The following is an 18,332-nucleotide window of genomic DNA, read 5'->3' as shown; positions in this document are numbered from 1 at the left end:
TAATCTCCCTGGCCTAGGCAAAGGCTTGCAGCTTTTTGCGGGCATGGAACATACGGGTTTTCACGGTATTCTCCGGGCAGTCCAGGATTTTGGCGATTTCCTGGTAGGGCAGGCCGTGGTAGAAGGTCAATTCGATCACGGCACGTTGATCGGGCGGCAGATGGGCCAGCGCGCGGTTCAACCAATCGGCGGTCTCGAAATTGTCGGCCAAATTGGCCAACGGATCGCCCAGCGTTTCGTGAAAGTCCTCGATATCGACATCCGCGCTGTATTTGCCGGCCTTGGATAAGGCCTTCAGCGCCTTGCGATAGGCGATACCGAATACCCAAGTCGAGACTTTGCTCTCGTGGTTGAAGCGCCGCGGCTGCTCCCAGATCAGCAACAGGGTTTCCTGTATCAATTCTTCGATATTTTCGGCGTCGCGAGTGACGCGCAAAATAAATCGAAACAAGCGCGGGTAGTACAGTTTATAAAAAATCTCGAAGGCTTGAGCGTCCCCTTCGGCGATACGGAGCAGAATTGCCTGTTCATCGACGGGATGTTCGGTGTGGTTCGGCATGGGTGGTATTGAATTACGCACTAGACGCAGCATCATCTAACCTTGGTCGCGGATCCTCGGGTGGTCTCGGGTATATGCCGCGCTGGGCGTCCAAGGTTCAATGACGGTTCGCTTTTAAAATCCGACAGTGACCGAAAATAGATATCGGTCGTCTTGCGGGCGCGGATAGAATTCGTCTTGATTCGGATCGGCGTGGTGATGAGCCGTCAACGCGGCGTCCAAGTAGCGCATATCGACCGACACATGTTCGTTCACAAACCAGGAAAGACCGGCATTCCAGTAAAAATAGTCCTGGCCCAATAATCTACCTGCTTGATGGTAGCCCAAACCTGCCGAAAATTGTACGGTATCCCAAATGTCGCGCCGATAATTCAGTTCGTAATTGGGCACGTCGGCCTGTCGTTGGTAGGCATTGGGAGCGACCGAAATCGTGGCGCTCAGCCAGTCGCGGAAATGTAGCGAGGCGGAATATTCGGCATAATCGGCGGAGTGGTTGAATAGTTTGTTATCGAAAAGGTATCCGCTAACCGACAGCTCGGCCCGCCAATCTCTGTCGATCGGCCAATTCCATCCGAAATAAGGTTTGATTTCAATTTCCGCGCGGTTGCTGTTTGTTTGGTCGTCGAAGCGAACTTGAGACAAGCCGAGGCCGGCGAACCAGCCGATCTCGTGTTGGTAATCCAGATGGGCTTGAGCCAACGGATTGCCCTGATTTTTGGAGTAGCCCCGGTAGATGTAATCGCTGAGGAAGGTCAAGCTACCGTGCCATTCGGCCACGGCAGGCGGGGTGTCCGGTAACCAACAAGCCAGACCTATCGCCAATGAAAACAAACCTTTGCGAAAAATAGTCCTAAACTCCATAAGGGAGGGTAGCGATGGCGGGGATTCACACCTCGACGTAGCGGTAGGCAACGGCGCTTATTCGACGCATTATTTACCAGTTACATTGAACCTTCAACTTATTCGGAGAATAGCTCGATCTGGCTACGCGTTGGTTCGGGTGAGTCGTAACTTACGACTGTATTGCGCAACTAGATATTCTGCTTGTAAGCGCTATCCGCCGAAACTGGTCTCGCCGCCGCAACCGGATAGTTAAGAGAGCGTTAAGAAAGCTTGTCTACAGTCGCCCGCAAGTCAATTACAACGGATCGTCATGAATACCTCGCTTAGTGTAAGCACTCAAAGACTCAGGGAAGATTGCATTAGTGGCGGAATCTATGTTGCAACGGACGGCATGTTGAGATTTTGCGTCACCGGTCCGGTGATGGAGCTACCTATCGATTTTAAGGAATGGTATCAAGCGGAGGCCGAGGATGCTGCCGCGGATCGCTTTAAGGCCGCTTAACGACAGCTCTTCTTTTGAATGCCCTGATGGTTGGCACGTGCGCCGGCATTAAGGAAATGCGCGGCGGGTAACCGACGAGATGGGGGAGCTCTCGTCGGCTGTTGCCAAAGAAAAGAATTAGTGCGCGCTGTAATGGCTTTCGATGTAGCGCTCGACCAATTCCTGAAACTCGCCGGCAATGTTATCGCCTTTTAACGTCACGGTTTTAACGCCGTCTTCGAATACCGGCGCGACCGGCGTTTCTCCGGTGCCTGGCAAGCTGATGCCGATATTGGCGTTCTTGCTTTCGCCCGGTCCATTGACGACGCAACCCATCACCGCGACTTTCATCTCTTCGACGCCTTGATACTTGTTTTTCCAGAGCGGCATTTGGTCGCGCAAATAGCCTTGAATATCTTGGGCCAGTCTTTGGAAATAGTCGCTGGTGGTGCGGCCGCAACCGGGGCAAGCAGTGACCATCGGCGTAAACGAGCGGAAGCCCATCGTTTGCAGAATCTCCTGAGCCACGACAACTTCCTTGGTGCGGGCGGCGCCGGGTTCCGGCGTTAGCGAAATACGGATCGTATCGCCGATGCCTTGTTGCATCAGTATACCCAGTGCCGCCGACGAGGCGACAATACCCTTGGAGCCCATGCCGGCTTCGGTCAGGCCTAAATGCAAGGCATAGTCGCAACGCTCGGACAGGTCTTGGTAAATGCTGATTAATTCCTGCACATCGCTGATTTTGCAGGAAAGAATGATTTTGTCCTTGCCCAGCCCTAGCTCTTGCGCCTTGGCGGCGCTTTCCAACGCGGATAGCACGATGGCTTCGCGAGTGATGGCCGGTAACTCCTTAGGCTCCGCCAGTTGGCGGTTTTCATCGAGTAAGCGGGTTAGCACCGCCTGATCCAGACTACCGCCGTTAACGCCGATCCGTACCGGTTTGTTGTACTGGATCGCGAATTCGATCATTTGTTGGAATTGCGGATCGCGGGCTTTACCCTTGCCGACGTTGCCGGGATTGATTCGGTATTTGGCTAGGGCCTGGGCGCAGTCCGGATATTTTTCCAATAATTTGTGGCCGTTGAAATGGAAGTCGCCGATAATCGGTACCGAAAACCCTTTTTGCTCGAGCTGGTTAACGATGTCCGGGACGGCCTTGGCGGCTTCCTCTGTGTTGACGGTGATCCTGACCAATTCCGACCCGGCGGTCGCCAATTCCATAATCTGCTGTACGCTTCCCGCAACATCGGTAGTATCCGTGTTGGTCATGGATTGGACTACAATCGGAGCGCCGCCGCCGACTCTGACGTTGCCAACCAAAACCTGTTGAGTGTGCTTTCTGGGACTTATGGACATAGAAATGTTTTGCAAGAAATCGAAGTTGTTTGGAAAAATACCAAGCGTTTTACTCGGTCTTAAAATTATAACCCAACGCCAATAGTCAAGAGTTAATTTGTGTTGATCAATTATTTTTCCGACGTGCATTTGGAATTCGGCGAGCAGGCGGCGCCGGAAACCGACGCGGACATTATCGTGGCGGCGGGTGACATTGGCGTTTTCGACCAAGGCGTGGCTTGGTTGAAGGCTTTGAATAAACCGGTGATCTACGTCGCGGGCAACCATGAGTTTTATGGCTACGAGTATCGCCAGGTGCTGGAAATGTTGCGCCGGGAATGCGCGGGCAGCCAGATTCATTTTCTGGAAAAAGATCAGTTTGTGTTCCAGGGTGTACGCTTTATTGGCTGCACGCTCTGGACTGATCTGTTTTCCGAAGGCGACGAAAAAGCGAATGCGCTGCAGAAAACCCTCAACGATTTTCGCCGGATCAGCTTTGAGGATCAGGCGTTCTCGCCCTATCAGTTTTCGGCCTTGCATGCCGATGCCAAGAGCTGGCTGGAAGCGCGTTTGGCCGAACCCTACGCCGGAAAAACCGTCGTTGTCACGCATCACGCGCCTACCGAATGGAGCTGGATAGGTTCGCCCAAAGTTCTAAAGCGATTGGCCTATTGCAACGATTTGAAACCTTTGTTTCACGAGTACGAGATCGCTGCTTGGTTTCACGGCCATGTTCACAATTTGGGAGACTATCGTATCGCCGACGCGCGCATCCTCAGTAATACCCGCGGCTATCTAGGGCGTAAAACCGTTGAGGGATTCGATATCAATAAAACCATCGAAATTTGAAGCCAAAAAACGCCTTACTTCGTGCGTTAACCGGGGCTGCAGGCGGCGTCGCGACTGAGGATTTCTCGTTGAGAAAGCCGATAAGTTGTGATGTAATGACGCGGTTTTATGTCTTGAAGTGCCCGGTGGGGTTGGAGTTTTTTCCGGCGGGCTTTTGCTGCAATCTGTCTGGAGAGTAGGCGTATCTACTATGCAATTTACATTAAAAAAAGGTTTGGACTTGCCCATTACGGGTGGACCCGAACAGAAAATAAGTGACGGTAACGGCATCAAGTCGGTAGCGCTTTTGGGCTGCGATTATGTCGGCCTAAAGCCAAAAATGCTGGTTGCCGAAGGGGATAAAGTCAAGTTGGGCCAAGCTTTGTTCGTTGATAAGCAAAACCCCAGCGTCAACTTTACCTCGCCGGGAGCCGGAGTGGTCAAGGCCGTCAATCGCGGCGATCGCCGAGTGTTATTGTCGGTAGTGATCGAACTGAGCGGCAATCAACAAGAAAGCTTCGCCAGTTATGACGAGGCGGCGCTGGCCGGCTTGTCCGCCGATCAAGTCAAGGAAAATCTGTTGGCTTCCGGCCTTTGGACTTCTTTCCTGACTCGCCCCTACGGCAAAGTTCCTGCCGCCGACAGCGCGCCGAGCGCTATCTTCGTTACCGCGATCGACACCCGACCCTTGGCCGCGGACCCGGTCGTGGTGGTTAAAGACCGGGCGGCCGACTTTCTGAACGGTTTGACCGTGATCGCCAAACTGACCGCCGGCAAGACTTATTTGTGTAAAGCCAGCGGCGCGGACGTGCCAAGCAACAGCGCGGTTCAGGTCGCGGAATTCGCCGGTCCGCATCCGGCCGGATTGCCCAGCACTCACATCCACTTCCTCGATCCGGTTAACGGCCATAAATCGGTCTGGCATATCGACTATCAAGCGGTGATGGCGATCGGCGCCTTGTTCACGACCGGCAAATTGAATGTCGAAAGAGTCGTATCGCTAGCCGGACCTACCGTTAAAAATCCGCGGTTGGTGCGTACTCGGGTCGGTGCGAATCTGGAAGACTTAGTCGCCGGCGAATTGCAGGACGTTGAAAATCGCGTGATTTCCGGTTCGGTGCTGTATGGCCACGAAGCCGCTGGTGCGTTGGCGTATTTGAGCGCCTACAGTCTGCAAGTTTCGGCACTGAAAGAAGGTCGCGATCGCGAATTCTTCGGCTGGATAGTGGCCGGCAAGGACAAATATTCGGCGATGAACGTTTATGTGTCCAGCAAGGATCGCAAAGATGGCCGTTTGTTTCCGTTAACAACCGATAAGAACGGCAGTAACCGGGCCATCGTGCCGGTCGGCGTTTACGAGAGCGTAATGCCGATGGATATTTTGGCGACGCCGTTACTGAAAGCCATTGTGGTCGGCGACACCGATACCGCGCAAGCCTTGGGTTGTCTGGAGTTGAATGAGGAAGATGTTTCCCTGTTCACCTTTGTCGATCCCGGTAAGCATGATTTCGCGCCGGTGCTTAGAGCTAATTTAACTAAAATCGAGAAGGAAGGATAAATGTCGGCTAGAGACTTATTAGATAGCATAGAGCCGCATTTTACAAAAGGCGGCAAGTTCGAAAAGTACTACGGTCTCTACGAGATGGTGGATACTTTTATCTACACGCCGTCCGATGTAACGCGCGGTAAAACCCACGTTCGGGACGGAAACGACCTGAAACGGACCATGACCTTCGTGGTTATCGCCACGGCGTTCTGCATATTGATGGCGTGGTACAACACCGGTTATCAGGCTAATTTGGCGATGAAGGCGATGGGTGTCGAAGCGATCGACAACTGGCGCCGCTTCCCTATGGTCTTGTTCGGTTACAACCCGTACAACCCCTTATCGTGCCTGGTGCACGGCATGCTGTACTTCTTCCCGATCTATTTCACCACGCTGGCCGTGGGCGGCGTTTGGGAAGTGTTGTTCGCCACCGTTCGTAAGCACGAAGTCAACGAAGGCTTCCTGGTTTCGTCGATGCTTTACACGTTGATTCTGCCGCCGGACATGCCTTTGTGGCAAGTGGCGCTGGGTATCTCCTTCGGTATCGTGTTGGGCAAAGAGGTGTTCGGCGGTACCGGTAAAAACTTCCTGAACCCAGCCTTGACCGGCCGGGCCTTCCTGTTCTTCGCCTATCCGGCTTCGATTTCCGGCGACTCGGTTTGGGTCGCGGTGGACGGTTATAGCGGCGCCACCGCATTGTCGCTGGCTTCCGCCGGTGGCTTGGACGCGATCAAAGCCAGTTTCGGCTGGTTCCAAGCCTTCTTGGGCTTCATTCCCGGTTCGATGGGTGAAACCTCGACCTTGGCCTGTCTGCTGGGCGCGGCCTTCCTGCTATACACCCGCGTCGCATCTTACCGGATCATGGCGGGCGTGTTGATTGGCATGATCGCGATGTCCACTTTACTGAACGTGGTCGGCAGCAATACCAATCCGATGTTCGCGATTCCCTGGTATTGGCACATGGTGTTGGGCGGTTTTGCGTTCGGTACCGTCTATATGGCCACCGATCCCGTTTCCGCCGCCAATACCGATACCGGCCGCTGGATTTACGGCATCTTGATCGGTGTGATGATCGTCATCATTCGGGTCGTAAACCCGGCGTTCCCGGAAGGCGTGATGCTTGCAATTCTTTTCTCCAACATGTTTGCGCCGTTGATTGATTACTTTGTCGTCCAAGCGAATATCAGAAGAAGGATTAAACGCCATGCTTAATGCTGAGAAAAAAACCTGCAAGTATAACGAGCAGCTCTGTAAATATTACGAGCAGTTCAGAGTTTATGCCGACCGTATCCTAGCGCTGAGCAACGACAGTTTGGAAAAAACCATCAATGTCGCATTGGCCCTATGTTTGGTCTGCGCGGTGTTGGTGTCTATGGCCACTGTCGCATTGCGTCCGTTGCAGTCGCACAACAAAGCCCTGGACATGAAGAAAAACATTCTCGATGTCGCCGGTTTGTTGGAAAACGATACCAACATCGATGCGGCCTTCAAGGACAGAATCGAAGCCAAATTGGTCGATCTGGCGACCGGCGAATACGTTGACGGCGACGTTGACGAATACGACCAACGCAAGGCGGCCAAGGACCCGGCAACCAACGAAGTGATTCCGGTCGAGAAAGACATCGCCAGCATTCGGATGAAGGCCAAGGTTGCTAAGGTGTTTTTGGTGAAGGACGCCGGTAAATTGCAATCCATCATTCTGCCGATTAACGGCTACGGCTTGTGGTCTACGATGTACGGGTTCCTGGCGCTGGAAGCCGACGGCCAAACCGTGCAAAGCATCAACCTCTACGACCAAGGCGAAACACCGGGTCTGGGAGGCGAGGTGGTTAACCCCAACTGGCGGGCGTTGTGGAAAGGCAAGAAAGTCTACGGCGATAACGGCGAAGTGGCTTTGACCCTGGTGAAAGGCTCGGTCGATACCAGTCGTCCGGATGCGGTCAACAAAGTCGACGGCCTGGCCGGCGCCACCTTGACCAGCCGCGGCGTCAGCAATTTGATCCTGTACTGGATGGGACCGGAAGGTTTCGCGCCGTACCTGAACAAAATCAAGTCAAACGGTTAGGAGTCGTCATGGACAAAGAAACTAAAAAAGTATTATTCGAACCATTGGTCGATAACAACCCGATTACCTTGCAGGTGCTCGGCGTTTGTTCGGCGCTGGCGGTGACCTCGCAAATGTCGACCTCGCTGATCATGGCGCTGGCCTTGACCTCGGTTACCGCGTGTTCCAGCGCGGCGATCAGCGCCGTGCGCCAGCACACGCCGAGCAGCATCCGTATCATCGTGCAGATGATCATCATCGCTTCGTTGGTGATCGTGGTAGATCAGTTGTTGAAAGCCTTCGCGTTCGATGTTAGTAAAAAACTGTCGGTGTTCGTCGGTTTGATCATCACCAACTGTATCGTCATGGGCCGCGCCGAAGCGTATGCGATGAAAAATCCGCCGCTGCAAAGTTTTATCGACGGTATCGGCAACGGTGCCGGCTACAGCTTGATTTTGATTCTGGTCGCCTTGGTTCGCGAAACGCTGGGTTCCGGCAAATTGTTGGGTATCGAAGTATTACCGTTGGTCAAAGATGGCGGTTGGTACGTACCGAACGGTTTGATGCTGTTGCCGCCCAGCGCGTTCTTCGTGATCGGTTTGATTATTTGGGCTTTCCGCACCTGGAAACCGAAACAAGTCGAACACAACGAGTTCAAAATCATGGCTATTGCTCACGGTGAAGGAGGGCATCACTAATGGAAGCCTATATCAGCTTATTTGTTAAAGCGGTTTTCATCGAAAACCTGGCGTTATCGTTCTTCCTGGGGATGTGTACCTTCTTGGCGGTGTCCAAGAAGATCTCAACGGCGATGGGTCTGGGTATTGCGGTCATGGTGGTACAAACCTTGACCGTGCCGGCCAATCAGTTCATCTATCAAACCTTGTTGAAGGAAGACGCCCTGGCCTGGATTGGCATTACCGGCGTGGACTTGAGCTTTCTTAGTCTGCTCAGTTGTATCGGCATGATCGCCGCGATCGTGCAGATTCTGGAGATGACGTTGGATAAGTTCTTCCCGGCGCTCTACAACGCATTGGGTATCTTCCTGCCTTTGATTACCGTGAACTGCGCGATTTTGGCCGGTAGCTTGTTTATGATCGAGCGCGACTACAACTTCGGTGAGAGTGTGACCTACGGTATCGGTTCCGGCTTCGGTTGGGCCTTGGCCATTACGTTGATGGCTGGCGTTCGCGAGAAGCTGAAATACAGCGACGTGCCGGCGGCCCTGCAAGGCCTGGGTATCACCTTCATTACCGCCGGCTTGATGTCTTTGGGCTTTATGGCGTTCTCTGGAATTCAATTGTAAGGGTATCGTAATGCTAGAAATTGCATTAGGGGTTATTTTCTTCACGGCTATCGTGATTGCGCTGGTGTTTATGATCATCGGCGCGAAAAGCAAACTGGTGGCCGCCGGGGATGTGGAAATTCTGATCAACAACGAGAAGAAGATTCACGTGCCGGCCGGTTCGAAATTGTTGAATGCGCTGTCCGACAACCAATTGTTCGTTTCGTCCGCTTGCGGCGGCGGCGGTTCTTGCGGCCAATGCAAGGTGAAAGTGCATAGCGGCGGCGGCGATATTCTGCCGACCGAGCTGTCGCACATTACCAAGCGCGAAGCGGCTCACGGCGAACGTCTGGCGTGCCAGGTCGCGGTGAAAACCAATATGGCGGTCGAAGTCGAGGACAGCGTATTCGGCGTCAAAAAATGGCTTTGCACCGTCAAGTCCAATGACAACGTCGCGACCTTCATTAAAGAGTTGGTATTGCAATTGCCGGAAGGCGAAGCGATCAATTACCGCGCGGGTGGTTATATTCAAATCGAATGTCCGCCGCACGTGTCCAAGTACGCGGATATGGATGTCGCCGAGGAATACCGTCCGGATTGGGATAAATTCAATCTGTGGCGTTATGTTTCCGACGTCAAAGAACCGACTCTGCGGGCCTACTCGATGGCTTCCTATCCGGAAGAAAAAGAGATTATGTTGAACGTGCGGATCGCCACGCCGCCGCCGGGCGCGCCGGACGGTATTCCGCCAGGCATCATGTCTTCTTTCATCTTTAATTTGAAGCCGGGCGATCAAGTTTGGGTTTCAGGTCCTTACGGAGAATTTTTCGCCAAGGATACCGATGCCGAAATGGTCTTCATCGGTGGCGGTGCCGGTATGGCACCGATGCGTTCGCACATTTTCGACCAGTTGCGTCGGTTGAAATCCAAACGCAAAATCACGTTCTGGTATGGCGCGCGCAGCAAGCGGGAAATGTTCTATGTCGAAGATTTCGACATGTTGCAACGCGAGAACGACAACTTTCAATGGCACGTGGCTCTGTCCGATCCGTTGCCGGAAGACGAATGGACCGGTTACACCGGCTTCATCCACAACGTGTTGTTCGAGGAGTTCATCAAGAACCATCCGGCGCCGGAAGACTGCGAGTTCTACATGTGCGGTCCTCCAATCATGAACTCGTCGGTGATCAACATGCTGTTGGCTAACGGTGTAGACAGGGAAAACATCTTCCTGGACGACTTCGGCGGCTAAATCGGTTTTTTGCCGGTCGGGAACGAGGAGCAATCTCAGGATTTCTCCTCGTTTTTTTTGTGCGATGATTGGATTCGATTGGAATCAGGTTTGATGCGCGAATACGCTTAAATTGCCGTGATCGCCGCGCCGATTTCGGCCGGCCGGGTAACTATTTCAGTTTTTGACAATCTATCGGCGGTACGTATTTCAACCGCGATATCGAATTAGGGGGCAACCATGACGTATTTTTTAGTAACTTTCGTGTTTATGCTGGTCGTGATCGCCGTCATGGCGGTTGGCGTGATCTTTGGTCGGCACGCGATCAAAGGCTCGTGCGGCGGTACCGGGAACTGTATTTGTACCGAGAAGTGCGACAAGCGCAAACTGTTGGAGGCCGAGCAAGCCGCCTTATTGGCGCAGGGTGAGCGAGTTGACGGTTAACTATTCCCGCTTGCGTTTTTTATCGGCGGGATAAAACAGTTCTATCCCGCCAAGCTATGCACCAAGCGGGATTTCTATTGAATGGATTCTTCTATTTCAACGTTAAGCGGTGCTACTTCTTCGTAAATTCCAGACAGTTTGCGTTTGAATTCTTCGGTAACTTCTCGCGCATCCTGACGGGTTTTTGTCACGCGTGGCGTCAGCAATACCACTAACTCGGTCTTATCTTTGTTTCGGGTGGTTCCACCGAATAGAGGCCCTACTAAAGGCAATTCATGCAGAACCGGAACCCCGTTTCGCGAATAATCGTTATCCTCTTTGATCAAGCCGCCTAAAACGATGGTTTCTCCACTTTGAACGGCGACGCTGGTTTCGATCTCACGTTTTTGTATCGTTGGCGAGTCGATCGTGTCACTTGTGGTGGTCTTTTTTGCGGCATTGACACTTTGTAGGATGTCCATTAATACCAAACCACTGGCATTGACTCGGGGCCTGACCGCTAAATTGACGCCCGTATCGACCATCTGAATCGAGCTCGTCTGAACGATGCCGGTTGTCGTAGTGTTACTGGTGTTGCTGGTGACGGAAGATCTAACCGGTACCGAATCACCGACCTTGATGGATGCTTCTTGATTATTTAAGACCATCAGCGACGGAGAAGAAATGACATTGATGTTGTTATTGACGGCACTGGCGTTTAATACAGCAGCAATATCCTTCGATCCGCTGACGAAGGCGTAGGAAAACCCGCTGGTGGCTGCGCCCAGAGCGGCTTTGCCTAAGTCGATGCCTTGGTTCGAGCCGCCCTGTATCGTGTTATTACCGCCGTTTTGGTGATTGAAAAACCATTGGATTCCGTACTTTAGGTCGTTATTCAACGTGACTTCAACAATGGTCGCGTCAATTAATACTTGCATCGGCAACACGTCCAATTGTTTCAAGACCCGCAGGATTTTCGAATACTCCTCGGAATTCGCGACGATAATCAATGCATTGTTGCCTTCGTCGGGAATGATTTTGACGTTGGGCATGTCGTTGTTGTTCGAGCCTGCTGTCGAAGCGTTGCCAAGTACTGATCCGACGCTGCCGCTCGAGCTACCGCTACGATTTCGGTCTTGGGTCCGGTCACTCAGCGTGCGTTCGTTGGCGTCGCTACGGCTGCCGCTGCTGGAGTTGGAGCCGGAAATCGAACTGGAGCTGCTCGAAGAACCGGTGCCGGAGCCGGACGTTGAGCGATTGCTGGCCGACATGCTTTTCCGGCCTGAGGCAATCGAGGCTTTCGAGCTACGCTGACCGCCGCCGCTACCGTAAATGCTGCTCAGAGTGTCCGCCAGATCCATCGCATTGACATGCTGCGCTCGGTAGACATTCACGCCGCCGGCCGCCGCCGGATTGATCCTATCCAGTCGCAAGATCCAGTTTTCGATGTCTTTTAAGTAATGCGCCTGATGGGTGATGGCTAGAATCGCGTTCAGGCGTTCGATTTCGATGAAACGGAAGAAGCTGGAATCGCCGCCTTTGTCCTTCTCCTGTTTGTGGTTGAAGATTTGGTCCAGTTCGTCTATGACTTTGCCGGCGCTGACGTGGGCCGGCGTGAATAGCGCGAACGAACGACCTTTCAAAATATCGATATCGAAGGTATTGACCACATCCATGACCCGGCCCAGCTCGGCGCCGGAACCGGCCACCATCAGCAGATTGCGATTGGCGTCGACATGCAGTAGAGCTTTTTCCGGCAGCAAGGGTTTCAGAATTTCGCCCAATTCCGCGGCGGCGACGTTTTTGACCGGAATGATTCGGACCTGATAACCGTTGGGCATTTTCGAACCCGACAGAGAGTTGATCGAGCTGCTGTAAATAGCTTCGTTGGATGGCTTGATCAAATAAACCCCGTCCAGCGTCGAAAGCGCGGCATTGTTCAGGCTCAGCAGCATTTCCAGGGTCGGAATCAATTCTTCCTTGCTGAGCGGTTTCGAGGTCTGTAGCGTGACTTTGCCGGTGACTTGCGGACTGATCGTATAGTTGCGATTCAAGATATCGCCGAGGATCACCTTGGCTACTTCACCAAGATCCGCGTCGTCGAAATTCAAGCTGTATTCGCCTTTACCGACCGATTTTTTCGGTTCGGACGTGGTGTTGGCTTGGGCGTTGATGACGGGTTCGCCGTTCGGGAACAACTCGACCTTGGTGACTTTGTTTTCAGCGTTTTTATCGGCTTCGTTGGACAACTCCGGTAGCGATAATTGATCGCCGGACGCCGGTTTGATGTCGGCCAATGGCAGTTTCTGATGGAATTGCGGACCGATAAACTCGCAACCTGTCATCGACAGCGCTAACGCCACGACCGGCGTAAGAGTGAATTTACTAGTTGTCATTGATGTTCTCGACATTTTCAACGGGCGGAGATGGTTCGTTGGGTTTCGGGGGCGGCTGCATGGCGGCTGGCGGTTGCGCCGGTCTCGGCGGCACGGGGGGCCTGCCCGGCACCGGCGGTTTGGTTTGCGGTCTAGGCTTACGTAACGCGACGGCTTTTTCCTGGCCGGCTTGGGTCAGCACAACCCGGTCGGCCAGTATCTGTTTAAGCGTCCAGCCGGAAATGCTTTGCGATTCGTTGAGCTTTTGAAATTTTTTGGCTTCGTTGCGTTTGCTGAACAGTGCGATCGGATTCCGGTCTTTGTTGTAGATGCCGATTAAGGCCCAATCGTCGATCTGGCCCAGGTCCGGTCCGGCGGTCGCATCGGATGTCGCGGTATCCGCAATCGGCCGGCGGCCTTCGATAAACACCGGGCGATCGACGATTTCGGCGAAATTCTCCAACGAGCGTTGGCGCTCCGGCAGTTCCGGCAATTCCTCGCTTTGAAATTCAGCCGGCACGGGCGGCTCCAAGGCCTTGAGCAACTCGTTCCAGGCAAGATTGCCGTAAGTCCACTCGGCGGCCAGCGTTAAACTTGCCAGGCCGCAGCCTATCAATTGCAGTTTCAATAGTTTTTGGTTCATGAGGATTTGGCTCGCATGAAACTGACCACTTGAAAACTGACGTTGAGTTGGGTGCTGGGGTCTATTTTGTTGGTGCCGCGATTGCGGGCCCCGCGAACCGGGGTAATGTCCAGTTGATCTATTACCAGCAGCGGTACCGAAGACTCAATGCTGTGCAACACGTGGCGTAGTGCGTCTATCGAGGACACCATGCGCACCTTCACTGAAATTCGGACGAATTCGTTTTCGGCTTTGCCCGGCAGCCCCTGCGTGCTGGTGAGCTGGCCGCCGGCTTCGGTGACGGCCGTCTTGATCGCGTTTTGCAGCTCGGCGGACGCCAAGGCCTCGGTCGTGCTGTTCGAGAAGTAATCCTGCTCTTCGAATTGCTGTTGCAAGGCTTGTAAATTGTCGGCCACGCCTTGTTTGCGGGCGGCAACGGCTTGTTGGCGTTGCAGGCGGAATAACAAATCGCTTTTTTGGTCGCGATAATCCAACCATTGATTCAACAAGGGCAGCAGAATCGCAAACAGCAAGGTCAAGACGACGCCGATCAACAGCCCAAGAGCCAACCAACGTTGATAACGCGGATTACTCATTCGCCGTCCCTGACCCGTTGTCATCGGCCGGATTCGCATCGGTGTCGGTTTCCTCGGCGGTATCGGCGGCTTCGGAGGGTTCGGTTTCGGCGACGGCGGCGACATCCATGCTGATTTGAAAGCGTTCCCGGCCGGTGTTCTTATCCTGAGTCAATGGCGATACGAAAGCCACGTTGGCGAAATAGGGCGACGCTTCCAAGATGCCGATCAACGCGGACGCGGCCGGCGACTGGCCCTGAACCTGCAAGTGCTTGTCGGTGTACTGAAAGTGGGTGAGCCAGGTGTCGTCTTTCAATAACTTGCTGAGCTCGTTGAGCACTTCGATTAGCGAGGGGGTTTGGGTTTTCAGGTCGATCAAGCGTTGAGTCTTGCTCCGCACCGCCTCGATTTCCTGTTGTTGGCCCTCAATCAGCCGCGTTTCCTTTTCCAATGTTTTAATACTGGCCTTTAAGCGCTCGACCGCTTCACCTTCTCGCCAAACCGGCCAAATTGTCGCGGCCAGCAACAATAGCGCAAACAATGCGTTTAAAAGCCAGTGCAGCGATTGCGACAAGCGATTGCCGCGCGGTTGGAAACGTTCCGGCAATAGATTGTAATCCGCCGTGATACCTTCAGCGGGTAACGCCTCGGCGTAATCGACGCCGCTGGGTTGCACGCCCCAACTCTGCAATTGTTCCAGCAGGCGATCCAGCACAGGTCGCGGCGTGAGCACCAACTGAACCCGTAGTTGGCCCGAATCGGTTTTCCCCAACGGTAAGTTGGCGAAATACACCGCGTCGGCCTTGAACGGCGTGTACCGGTCCAGCTCGAAACCGACCACTTGCGCCAGGTTTTCCTGGGCGGCCAGCGGTAGATAAATGGTTTTGGTCAGACCCTGGCCCGCTTCCAGCCTGAGCAGCGTGTCGGCTTTTTGCAGTTCCGGTTGTTGCGCCAGCAACTCCCGATAGGCATCGGGATTGTCGCGATTCAGGGTTTTACTGAAGACGGGAGGCTGATCGGGGTCTAGGGCGCGGCGAAACGTCGCGGTCATGCCGGCTGGGGTTTCGGCGAAAATCAGATAGCCGCTGCGGTCGCTTAATAAGGCTAGCACCGGAGCGGGTATCCAGTAGCTCAGCTCTTTGCTCCACCAGCGGAAAAACCGCCGCAGGTCAAAATCGATTGTCGCTTGTAAATTCATTCTTGAACAAAAATTAGCTGGGATTCCATAGCCGAGTCGAATAACGACAATGCGTCTTGCCGAGGGTGCCAATCCAGGATTTTTATAGGAGGCTCATCCGGGTTCTGATTCTGAAACTTAATGACCGCTTCGAGGCCAGCGCCGGCGTCTTCGCCAATCCGGGTTTCCACCGTGATGGTAAAAGCCTGGTTCTCGGCGATTCCGCTGTCCTCGCCGGTTTCGCCGGTGTCTTCCTGGTCCGACGACTGAGCCGCCAAACGATTGTCCAAGTATACATCATGAACATTGCGTTCTTTCAGATCGGCGCCGATGATTTGCAACAGCTTCGGATCGGCAACCTTGAAATCCACTTCGGCTTGTTCCGAATACACGGTTAGCCAGGGCCGCAGGCGTTCCAGCAATTCAGCGTCGATGCCGATCACCTGTTGCAGTTCTTCGACGGACTGGAACGGTCGATTGCCGGGGCGCTGCCGCAAACCGGCCTGCTGATATTCCTTGCGTTCGGCGCCGTGTTGACGCGGCTCGTCGTCGGCATCGCGCCAATCGACGATCGCGTCCACCAAGCGAGCTTGTTCCTTCTCGTCGCTGGTCGCGCCGGCAATCACGGCTTGCAGCAGTTCCTCCTTGCCGGCGTTGATGTCTACCTTGCCGGATTCGGCGAGAATCTTGATGCGCGTGACGCCGTCCACGGTCGGGACCTGATAAACGCTGCCGTCCGATAGCCAGCGCTGCTCCTTGTCGGTTTGTTGCAGCCTGAAAATAGCCAGATTGATGCCGCTTTCGGCGATCGCCATCGCTTCGGCGTTTTTGTGCAGCGCATAACTGACGCTGCTTTCGCGGCGCATGCTTAATGCAAAACTGCCGGCCATGATGCTCAGCAAGGTCAAAATCCAGATGACGATGACCAGCGCGAAGCCGGATTGCCGATTAATTCGGGTTGGCATCGTCCACGCTCTCGGCATTGGCGGGCGGCGCGGTCAGCGTCGGTCTGGCATTGATTCTGACCGGAAAGATCATGTCGGGCCAGAAACTGTGGTCTCGCAAGACGATGCGGACCTTAATCAGCAACGGCAGTTGCTCGGCGTTGATCCATTGCTCGTGCCAGGCGGTTTTATCGGTTTCCGCGTTGGTGCCGTAATAGGCCAACTCAAAGTCCTCGACATTAGTCAGTAGGACCGTGGCCTCTGCCGCGGCGTCGGGCAATTGGCCGTAAGGTACCAGCGAAACCCGAATCACCGACGAACTATCAGGGTCGGTATCGACGGTAAACGTCTGTAAGCCCTTACGGGCCGAAGCCGAAGGCAGCGCCGCGACGAAACGAATCGCGTGCGGACGGCCTTCGAAGGCCAGCGTCTCGGCGGTTTGATTGGCGGCGTCGGGGGTGTCGGTTCTCAGACCGGTCGGCGATGACTCGTTGTCTTCGGTCGGTGCCGGCACCGGTTTGATGCCGCTGAGATGGCGTCTGAAAAACTGATAGACCACGGCTTTCTGGTTGACCTCGGTCAGCTTGGCTTCGCCGACGTTCCAGCTCTCGGCGGCAATGCGCAGACTGGCGAACAGCAGCGCGACGATGACGCTGAGCAGCGTCATCGCGATCAACATTTCGATTAGGGTAAAGCCGTTTCGAATCGGGCGGTCCATGCCGGCTATTGAGCGGTGGTCAGTTTTAAGGTATCGAGTTCAACGGTGCGGCGCTGCTCGTCGTCGCCCCAGGCTACGGTGACGTTGACTCGCATCAGTCGCGCGGCCGGTTCCTGGTCGCCGTCGGCCAGCTTGCGCAGACTTTCGCGAACGCCGCCGCTGTTTTGCACCGGTTGGACGCTGACCCGCCAATCGAAGCGTTCGCCTTCGTTGCCGTCCAGTTCGCCCGGCTCCAGCGCGGTTTCGACGCCGGTGCGGGCCATCAGCGACTCGGCGATTTGCACCGCGATCGTGTATTCCTCGGCGATTCCCGCGTGGTTGACGCCGTTGCCAAATACCCGCAACACGATGGTCAGCGCGATCGCCATGATCGAAAAGGCGACTAAAATCTCCAGCAGCGAAAAGCCGTCAAGCCGTCGCATGGTCGAGTAGATCGGGTTCGGCGGCCGAAATCGCGACTTCGCCGGTAATCCAGTTCACGTCGATTTGTTTGGACAGATTGCCCCATTCCAGCGTGATGCGGCCGCCGGTCGAGGAGCCGTCGCCGAAGAAGCGGATGCTGCCTTGCTCGCCGTCGGCGAATTCTTCCTCGGCAACCACCAGTGACACGTCGATGTCTTCGGCGAATGCGTAAGTCTTGTCGCGATGGTCGACTCGGTAGCTGTTGTCGGCCAGACTGATCGTGACCGCCGCGGTTTTGCCGGTCAACAAGGCCTGGCCGTGGGCATAGCGCAGCGCTGAAGCGATGTCGCGCGCCACGGCCTGCAACTTGGTGGCGTGGTTGCCGGAAGCGATATTGTTGCCTAGCACCGCGAAACCGAGCACGGCGACCAGCAACACGATCGCCATCTCGATCAACGTGAAGCCCCGCGCGGCGGCGGGGCGGGGCGGCCGGGTCATTATTCCCAGCTATTGATGTCTTGTTCCTCGCCTTCGCCGCCTTCTTTCTCGTCGGCGCCGTAGCTGAACAAATCGAACTTGCCGTGTTGGCCGGGGAAGACGTAGTGATAATCGACGTTCCAGGGGTCTTGCGGAATTTTTTCCTTACGCAGATAGGGGCCGTTCCAGCGCTTGGCGTCGGACGGTTTTTCGATCAGCGCCAGCAAACCTTGTTGTTGGGTCGGATAGCGGCCCTCGTCCAGCTTGTACATGTCCAGGGCCGCAGCCAAATCCTCGATTTGCACCCTGGCCGCCTTGGTTTTGGAGGCGCCCATGTGTTTCATGACCTGCGGGCCGACGATGCCGGCCAGCATGGCGATAATGCCCAATACCACCAACAGTTCCAGCAGCGTAAAGCCGCGTTGGCGGCGTATCGTGTGTGTCATCGCGTGTCTCTCCTTGGA

Annotated in this window: 20 protein-coding genes; 8 read left to right on the top strand and 12 right to left on the bottom strand. The window is 54.5% G+C overall.

Translation table 11 applies throughout. The annotated features are described in order from the left end of the window. Window positions 1–13 precede the first annotated feature (13 nt). The 3 genes from ACQE3D_RS15475 to ispG all read right to left on the bottom strand — a co-directional run bounded on the left by ACQE3D_RS15475 (window position 14) and on the right by ispG (window position 3,242). Entirely contained in the window at window positions 14–559 is a 546-nt protein-coding gene (locus ACQE3D_RS15475; protein WP_168029795.1) for an RNA polymerase sigma factor, read from the bottom strand. 114 nt (window positions 560–673) lie between these two features. Then, window positions 674–1,336 carry a TorF family putative porin gene (locus tag ACQE3D_RS15470; protein WP_313729824.1) on the bottom strand — a complete coding sequence of 221 codons (663 nt, stop codon included), beginning with the start codon at window positions 1,334–1,336 and terminating at the stop codon, window positions 674–676. A 685-nt stretch (window positions 1,337–2,021) separates the two neighbouring features. Continuing rightward, the gene (gene ispG / locus ACQE3D_RS15465) at window positions 2,022–3,242 is read right to left on the bottom strand and encodes a flavodoxin-dependent (E)-4-hydroxy-3-methylbut-2-enyl-diphosphate synthase (protein WP_168029791.1); all 1,221 of its coding nucleotides are present in this window, start codon (window positions 3,240–3,242) and stop codon (window positions 2,022–2,024) included. A 99-nt stretch (window positions 3,243–3,341) separates the two neighbouring features. Here ispG and ACQE3D_RS15460 point away from each other — a divergent pair, with 99 nt between their 5' ends. The 8 genes from ACQE3D_RS15460 (at window position 3,342) to nqrM (ending at window position 10,599) form a co-directional block, all read left to right on the top strand. After that, window positions 3,342–4,070, top strand: coding sequence for a metallophosphoesterase (locus ACQE3D_RS15460; RefSeq protein WP_064028064.1), 729 nt, complete (start codon window positions 3,342–3,344; stop codon window positions 4,068–4,070). Window positions 4,071–4,260: 190 nt separating this feature from the next. Then, window positions 4,261–5,607 carry a Na(+)-translocating NADH-quinone reductase subunit A gene (locus tag ACQE3D_RS15455; protein ID WP_313729825.1) on the top strand — a complete coding sequence of 449 codons (1,347 nt, stop codon included), beginning with the start codon at window positions 4,261–4,263 and terminating at the stop codon, window positions 5,605–5,607. Continuing rightward, the gene (locus tag ACQE3D_RS15450) at window positions 5,608–6,807 is read left to right on the top strand and encodes an NADH:ubiquinone reductase (Na(+)-transporting) subunit B (RefSeq protein WP_064028069.1); all 1,200 of its coding nucleotides are present in this window, start codon (window positions 5,608–5,610) and stop codon (window positions 6,805–6,807) included. Continuing rightward, the gene (locus ACQE3D_RS15445) at window positions 6,800–7,660 is read left to right on the top strand and encodes a Na(+)-translocating NADH-quinone reductase subunit C (protein ID WP_313729826.1); all 861 of its coding nucleotides are present in this window, start codon (window positions 6,800–6,802) and stop codon (window positions 7,658–7,660) included. Before ACQE3D_RS15450 ends, ACQE3D_RS15445 begins: the two co-directional genes overlap by 8 nt. A gap of 8 nt (window positions 7,661–7,668) precedes the next feature. Beyond that, on the top strand, window positions 7,669–8,337 hold the full coding sequence (locus ACQE3D_RS15440; protein WP_064028073.1) for an NADH:ubiquinone reductase (Na(+)-transporting) subunit D: 669 nt from the start codon (window positions 7,669–7,671) through the stop codon (window positions 8,335–8,337). Further along, window positions 8,337–8,945, top strand: a complete 609-nt coding sequence (gene nqrE / locus ACQE3D_RS15435) for an NADH:ubiquinone reductase (Na(+)-transporting) subunit E (RefSeq protein ID WP_064028075.1) — start codon at window positions 8,337–8,339, stop codon at window positions 8,943–8,945. Before ACQE3D_RS15440 ends, nqrE begins: the two co-directional genes overlap by 1 nt. Before the next feature lie 10 nt (window positions 8,946–8,955). Further along, the gene (gene nqrF / locus ACQE3D_RS15430) at window positions 8,956–10,176 is read left to right on the top strand and encodes an NADH:ubiquinone reductase (Na(+)-transporting) subunit F (RefSeq protein ID WP_064028077.1); all 1,221 of its coding nucleotides are present in this window, start codon (window positions 8,956–8,958) and stop codon (window positions 10,174–10,176) included. Between the two features lie 219 nt (window positions 10,177–10,395). Further along, window positions 10,396–10,599: a (Na+)-NQR maturation NqrM gene (gene nqrM / locus ACQE3D_RS15425; RefSeq protein ID WP_313729827.1), complete on the top strand. Its 204-nt coding sequence runs from the start codon at window positions 10,396–10,398 to the stop codon at window positions 10,597–10,599. Window positions 10,600–10,673: 74 nt separating this feature from the next. Here the strand turns inward: nqrM and gspD are convergent, their stop codons facing one another. The 9 genes from gspD to gspG all read right to left on the bottom strand — a co-directional run bounded on the left by gspD (window position 10,674) and on the right by gspG (window position 18,314). Next, window positions 10,674–12,974, bottom strand: coding sequence for a type II secretion system secretin GspD (gene gspD / locus ACQE3D_RS15420; protein ID WP_313729828.1), 2,301 nt, complete (start codon window positions 12,972–12,974; stop codon window positions 10,674–10,676). Then, window positions 12,964–13,596 (bottom strand): hypothetical protein, encoded by a 633-nt coding sequence (locus ACQE3D_RS15415; RefSeq protein WP_168029786.1) that lies wholly within the window; start codon window positions 13,594–13,596, stop codon window positions 12,964–12,966. Before ACQE3D_RS15415 ends, gspD begins: the two co-directional genes overlap by 11 nt. After that, window positions 13,593–14,171: a type II secretion system protein GspM gene (gene gspM / locus ACQE3D_RS15410; RefSeq protein WP_071155549.1), complete on the bottom strand. Its 579-nt coding sequence runs from the start codon at window positions 14,169–14,171 to the stop codon at window positions 13,593–13,595. The genes ACQE3D_RS15415 and gspM overlap by 4 nt, the downstream gene beginning before the upstream one ends. Next, on the bottom strand, window positions 14,164–15,261 hold the full coding sequence (locus ACQE3D_RS15405) for a PilN domain-containing protein (RefSeq protein ID WP_427550978.1): 1,098 nt from the start codon (window positions 15,259–15,261) through the stop codon (window positions 14,164–14,166). Before ACQE3D_RS15405 ends, gspM begins: the two co-directional genes overlap by 8 nt. 83 nt (window positions 15,262–15,344) lie before the next feature. Continuing rightward, a complete protein-coding gene (locus tag ACQE3D_RS15400) occupies window positions 15,345–16,292 on the bottom strand; it encodes a general secretion pathway protein GspK (protein ID WP_064028093.1) in 948 nt (315 codons plus the stop codon). Then, window positions 16,276–16,989, bottom strand: coding sequence for a prepilin-type N-terminal cleavage/methylation domain-containing protein (locus ACQE3D_RS15395; RefSeq protein ID WP_313729830.1), 714 nt, complete (start codon window positions 16,987–16,989; stop codon window positions 16,276–16,278). Before ACQE3D_RS15395 ends, ACQE3D_RS15400 begins: the two co-directional genes overlap by 17 nt. A 5-nt stretch (window positions 16,990–16,994) precedes the next feature. Next, entirely contained in the window at window positions 16,995–17,411 is a 417-nt protein-coding gene (locus ACQE3D_RS15390) for a type IV pilus modification PilV family protein (RefSeq protein ID WP_064028097.1), read from the bottom strand. Continuing rightward, window positions 17,398–17,889 carry a GspH/FimT family pseudopilin gene (locus ACQE3D_RS15385; protein ID WP_313729831.1) on the bottom strand — a complete coding sequence of 164 codons (492 nt, stop codon included), beginning with the start codon at window positions 17,887–17,889 and terminating at the stop codon, window positions 17,398–17,400. The genes ACQE3D_RS15390 and ACQE3D_RS15385 overlap by 14 nt, the downstream gene beginning before the upstream one ends. Continuing rightward, the gene (gspG, locus tag ACQE3D_RS15380) at window positions 17,889–18,314 is read right to left on the bottom strand and encodes a type II secretion system major pseudopilin GspG (protein ID WP_064028101.1); all 426 of its coding nucleotides are present in this window, start codon (window positions 18,312–18,314) and stop codon (window positions 17,889–17,891) included. Before gspG ends, ACQE3D_RS15385 begins: the two co-directional genes overlap by 1 nt. Between the last annotated feature and the right edge of the window lie 18 nt (window positions 18,315–18,332).

Source organism: Methylomonas sp. MS20 (genome assembly GCF_050275925.1).
In the GTDB taxonomy this organism is placed as follows: domain Bacteria; phylum Pseudomonadota; class Gammaproteobacteria; order Methylococcales; family Methylomonadaceae; genus Methylomonas; species Methylomonas koyamae_A.
The sequence above is the reverse complement of the archived record's forward strand: the minus strand, read 5'-3'. Positions and strand labels throughout refer to the sequence as shown.

Bases quoted from the DNA above. Each gene is read 5' to 3' on its own strand.
- ACQE3D_RS15395 (WP_313729830.1), bottom strand. From the start codon at position 16,989: ATGGACCGCCCGATTCGAAACGGCTTTACCCTAATCGAAATGTTGATC.
- nqrM (WP_313729827.1), top strand. From the start codon at position 10,396: ATGACGTATTTTTTAGTAACTTTCGTGTTTATGCTGGTCGTGATCGCC.
- nqrE (WP_064028075.1), top strand. From the start codon at position 8,337: ATGGAAGCCTATATCAGCTTATTTGTTAAAGCGGTTTTCATCGAAAAC.
- gspM (WP_071155549.1), bottom strand. From the start codon at position 14,171: ATGAGTAATCCGCGTTATCAACGTTGGTTGGCTCTTGGGCTGTTGATC.
- ACQE3D_RS15440 (WP_064028073.1), top strand. From the start codon at position 7,669: ATGGACAAAGAAACTAAAAAAGTATTATTCGAACCATTGGTCGATAAC.
- ACQE3D_RS15400 (WP_064028093.1), bottom strand. From the start codon at position 16,292: ATGCCAACCCGAATTAATCGGCAATCCGGCTTCGCGCTGGTCATCGTC.
- ACQE3D_RS15415 (WP_168029786.1), bottom strand. From the start codon at position 13,596: ATGAACCAAAAACTATTGAAACTGCAATTGATAGGCTGCGGCCTGGCA.
- ACQE3D_RS15455 (WP_313729825.1), top strand. From the start codon at position 4,261: ATGCAATTTACATTAAAAAAAGGTTTGGACTTGCCCATTACGGGTGGA.
- ACQE3D_RS15390 (WP_064028097.1), bottom strand. From the start codon at position 17,411: ATGCGACGGCTTGACGGCTTTTCGCTGCTGGAGATTTTAGTCGCCTTT.
- gspG (WP_064028101.1), bottom strand. From the start codon at position 18,314: ATGACACACACGATACGCCGCCAACGCGGCTTTACGCTGCTGGAACTG.
- ACQE3D_RS15385 (WP_313729831.1), bottom strand. From the start codon at position 17,889: ATGACCCGGCCGCCCCGCCCCGCCGCCGCGCGGGGCTTCACGTTGATC.
- ACQE3D_RS15445 (WP_313729826.1), top strand. From the start codon at position 6,800: ATGCTTAATGCTGAGAAAAAAACCTGCAAGTATAACGAGCAGCTCTGT.
- ispG (WP_168029791.1), bottom strand. From the start codon at position 3,242: ATGTCCATAAGTCCCAGAAAGCACACTCAACAGGTTTTGGTTGGCAAC.
- nqrF (WP_064028077.1), top strand. From the start codon at position 8,956: ATGCTAGAAATTGCATTAGGGGTTATTTTCTTCACGGCTATCGTGATT.
- ACQE3D_RS15475 (WP_168029795.1), bottom strand. From the start codon at position 559: ATGCCGAACCACACCGAACATCCCGTCGATGAACAGGCAATTCTGCTC.
- gspD (WP_313729828.1), bottom strand. From the start codon at position 12,974: ATGACAACTAGTAAATTCACTCTTACGCCGGTCGTGGCGTTAGCGCTG.
- ACQE3D_RS15450 (WP_064028069.1), top strand. From the start codon at position 5,608: ATGTCGGCTAGAGACTTATTAGATAGCATAGAGCCGCATTTTACAAAA.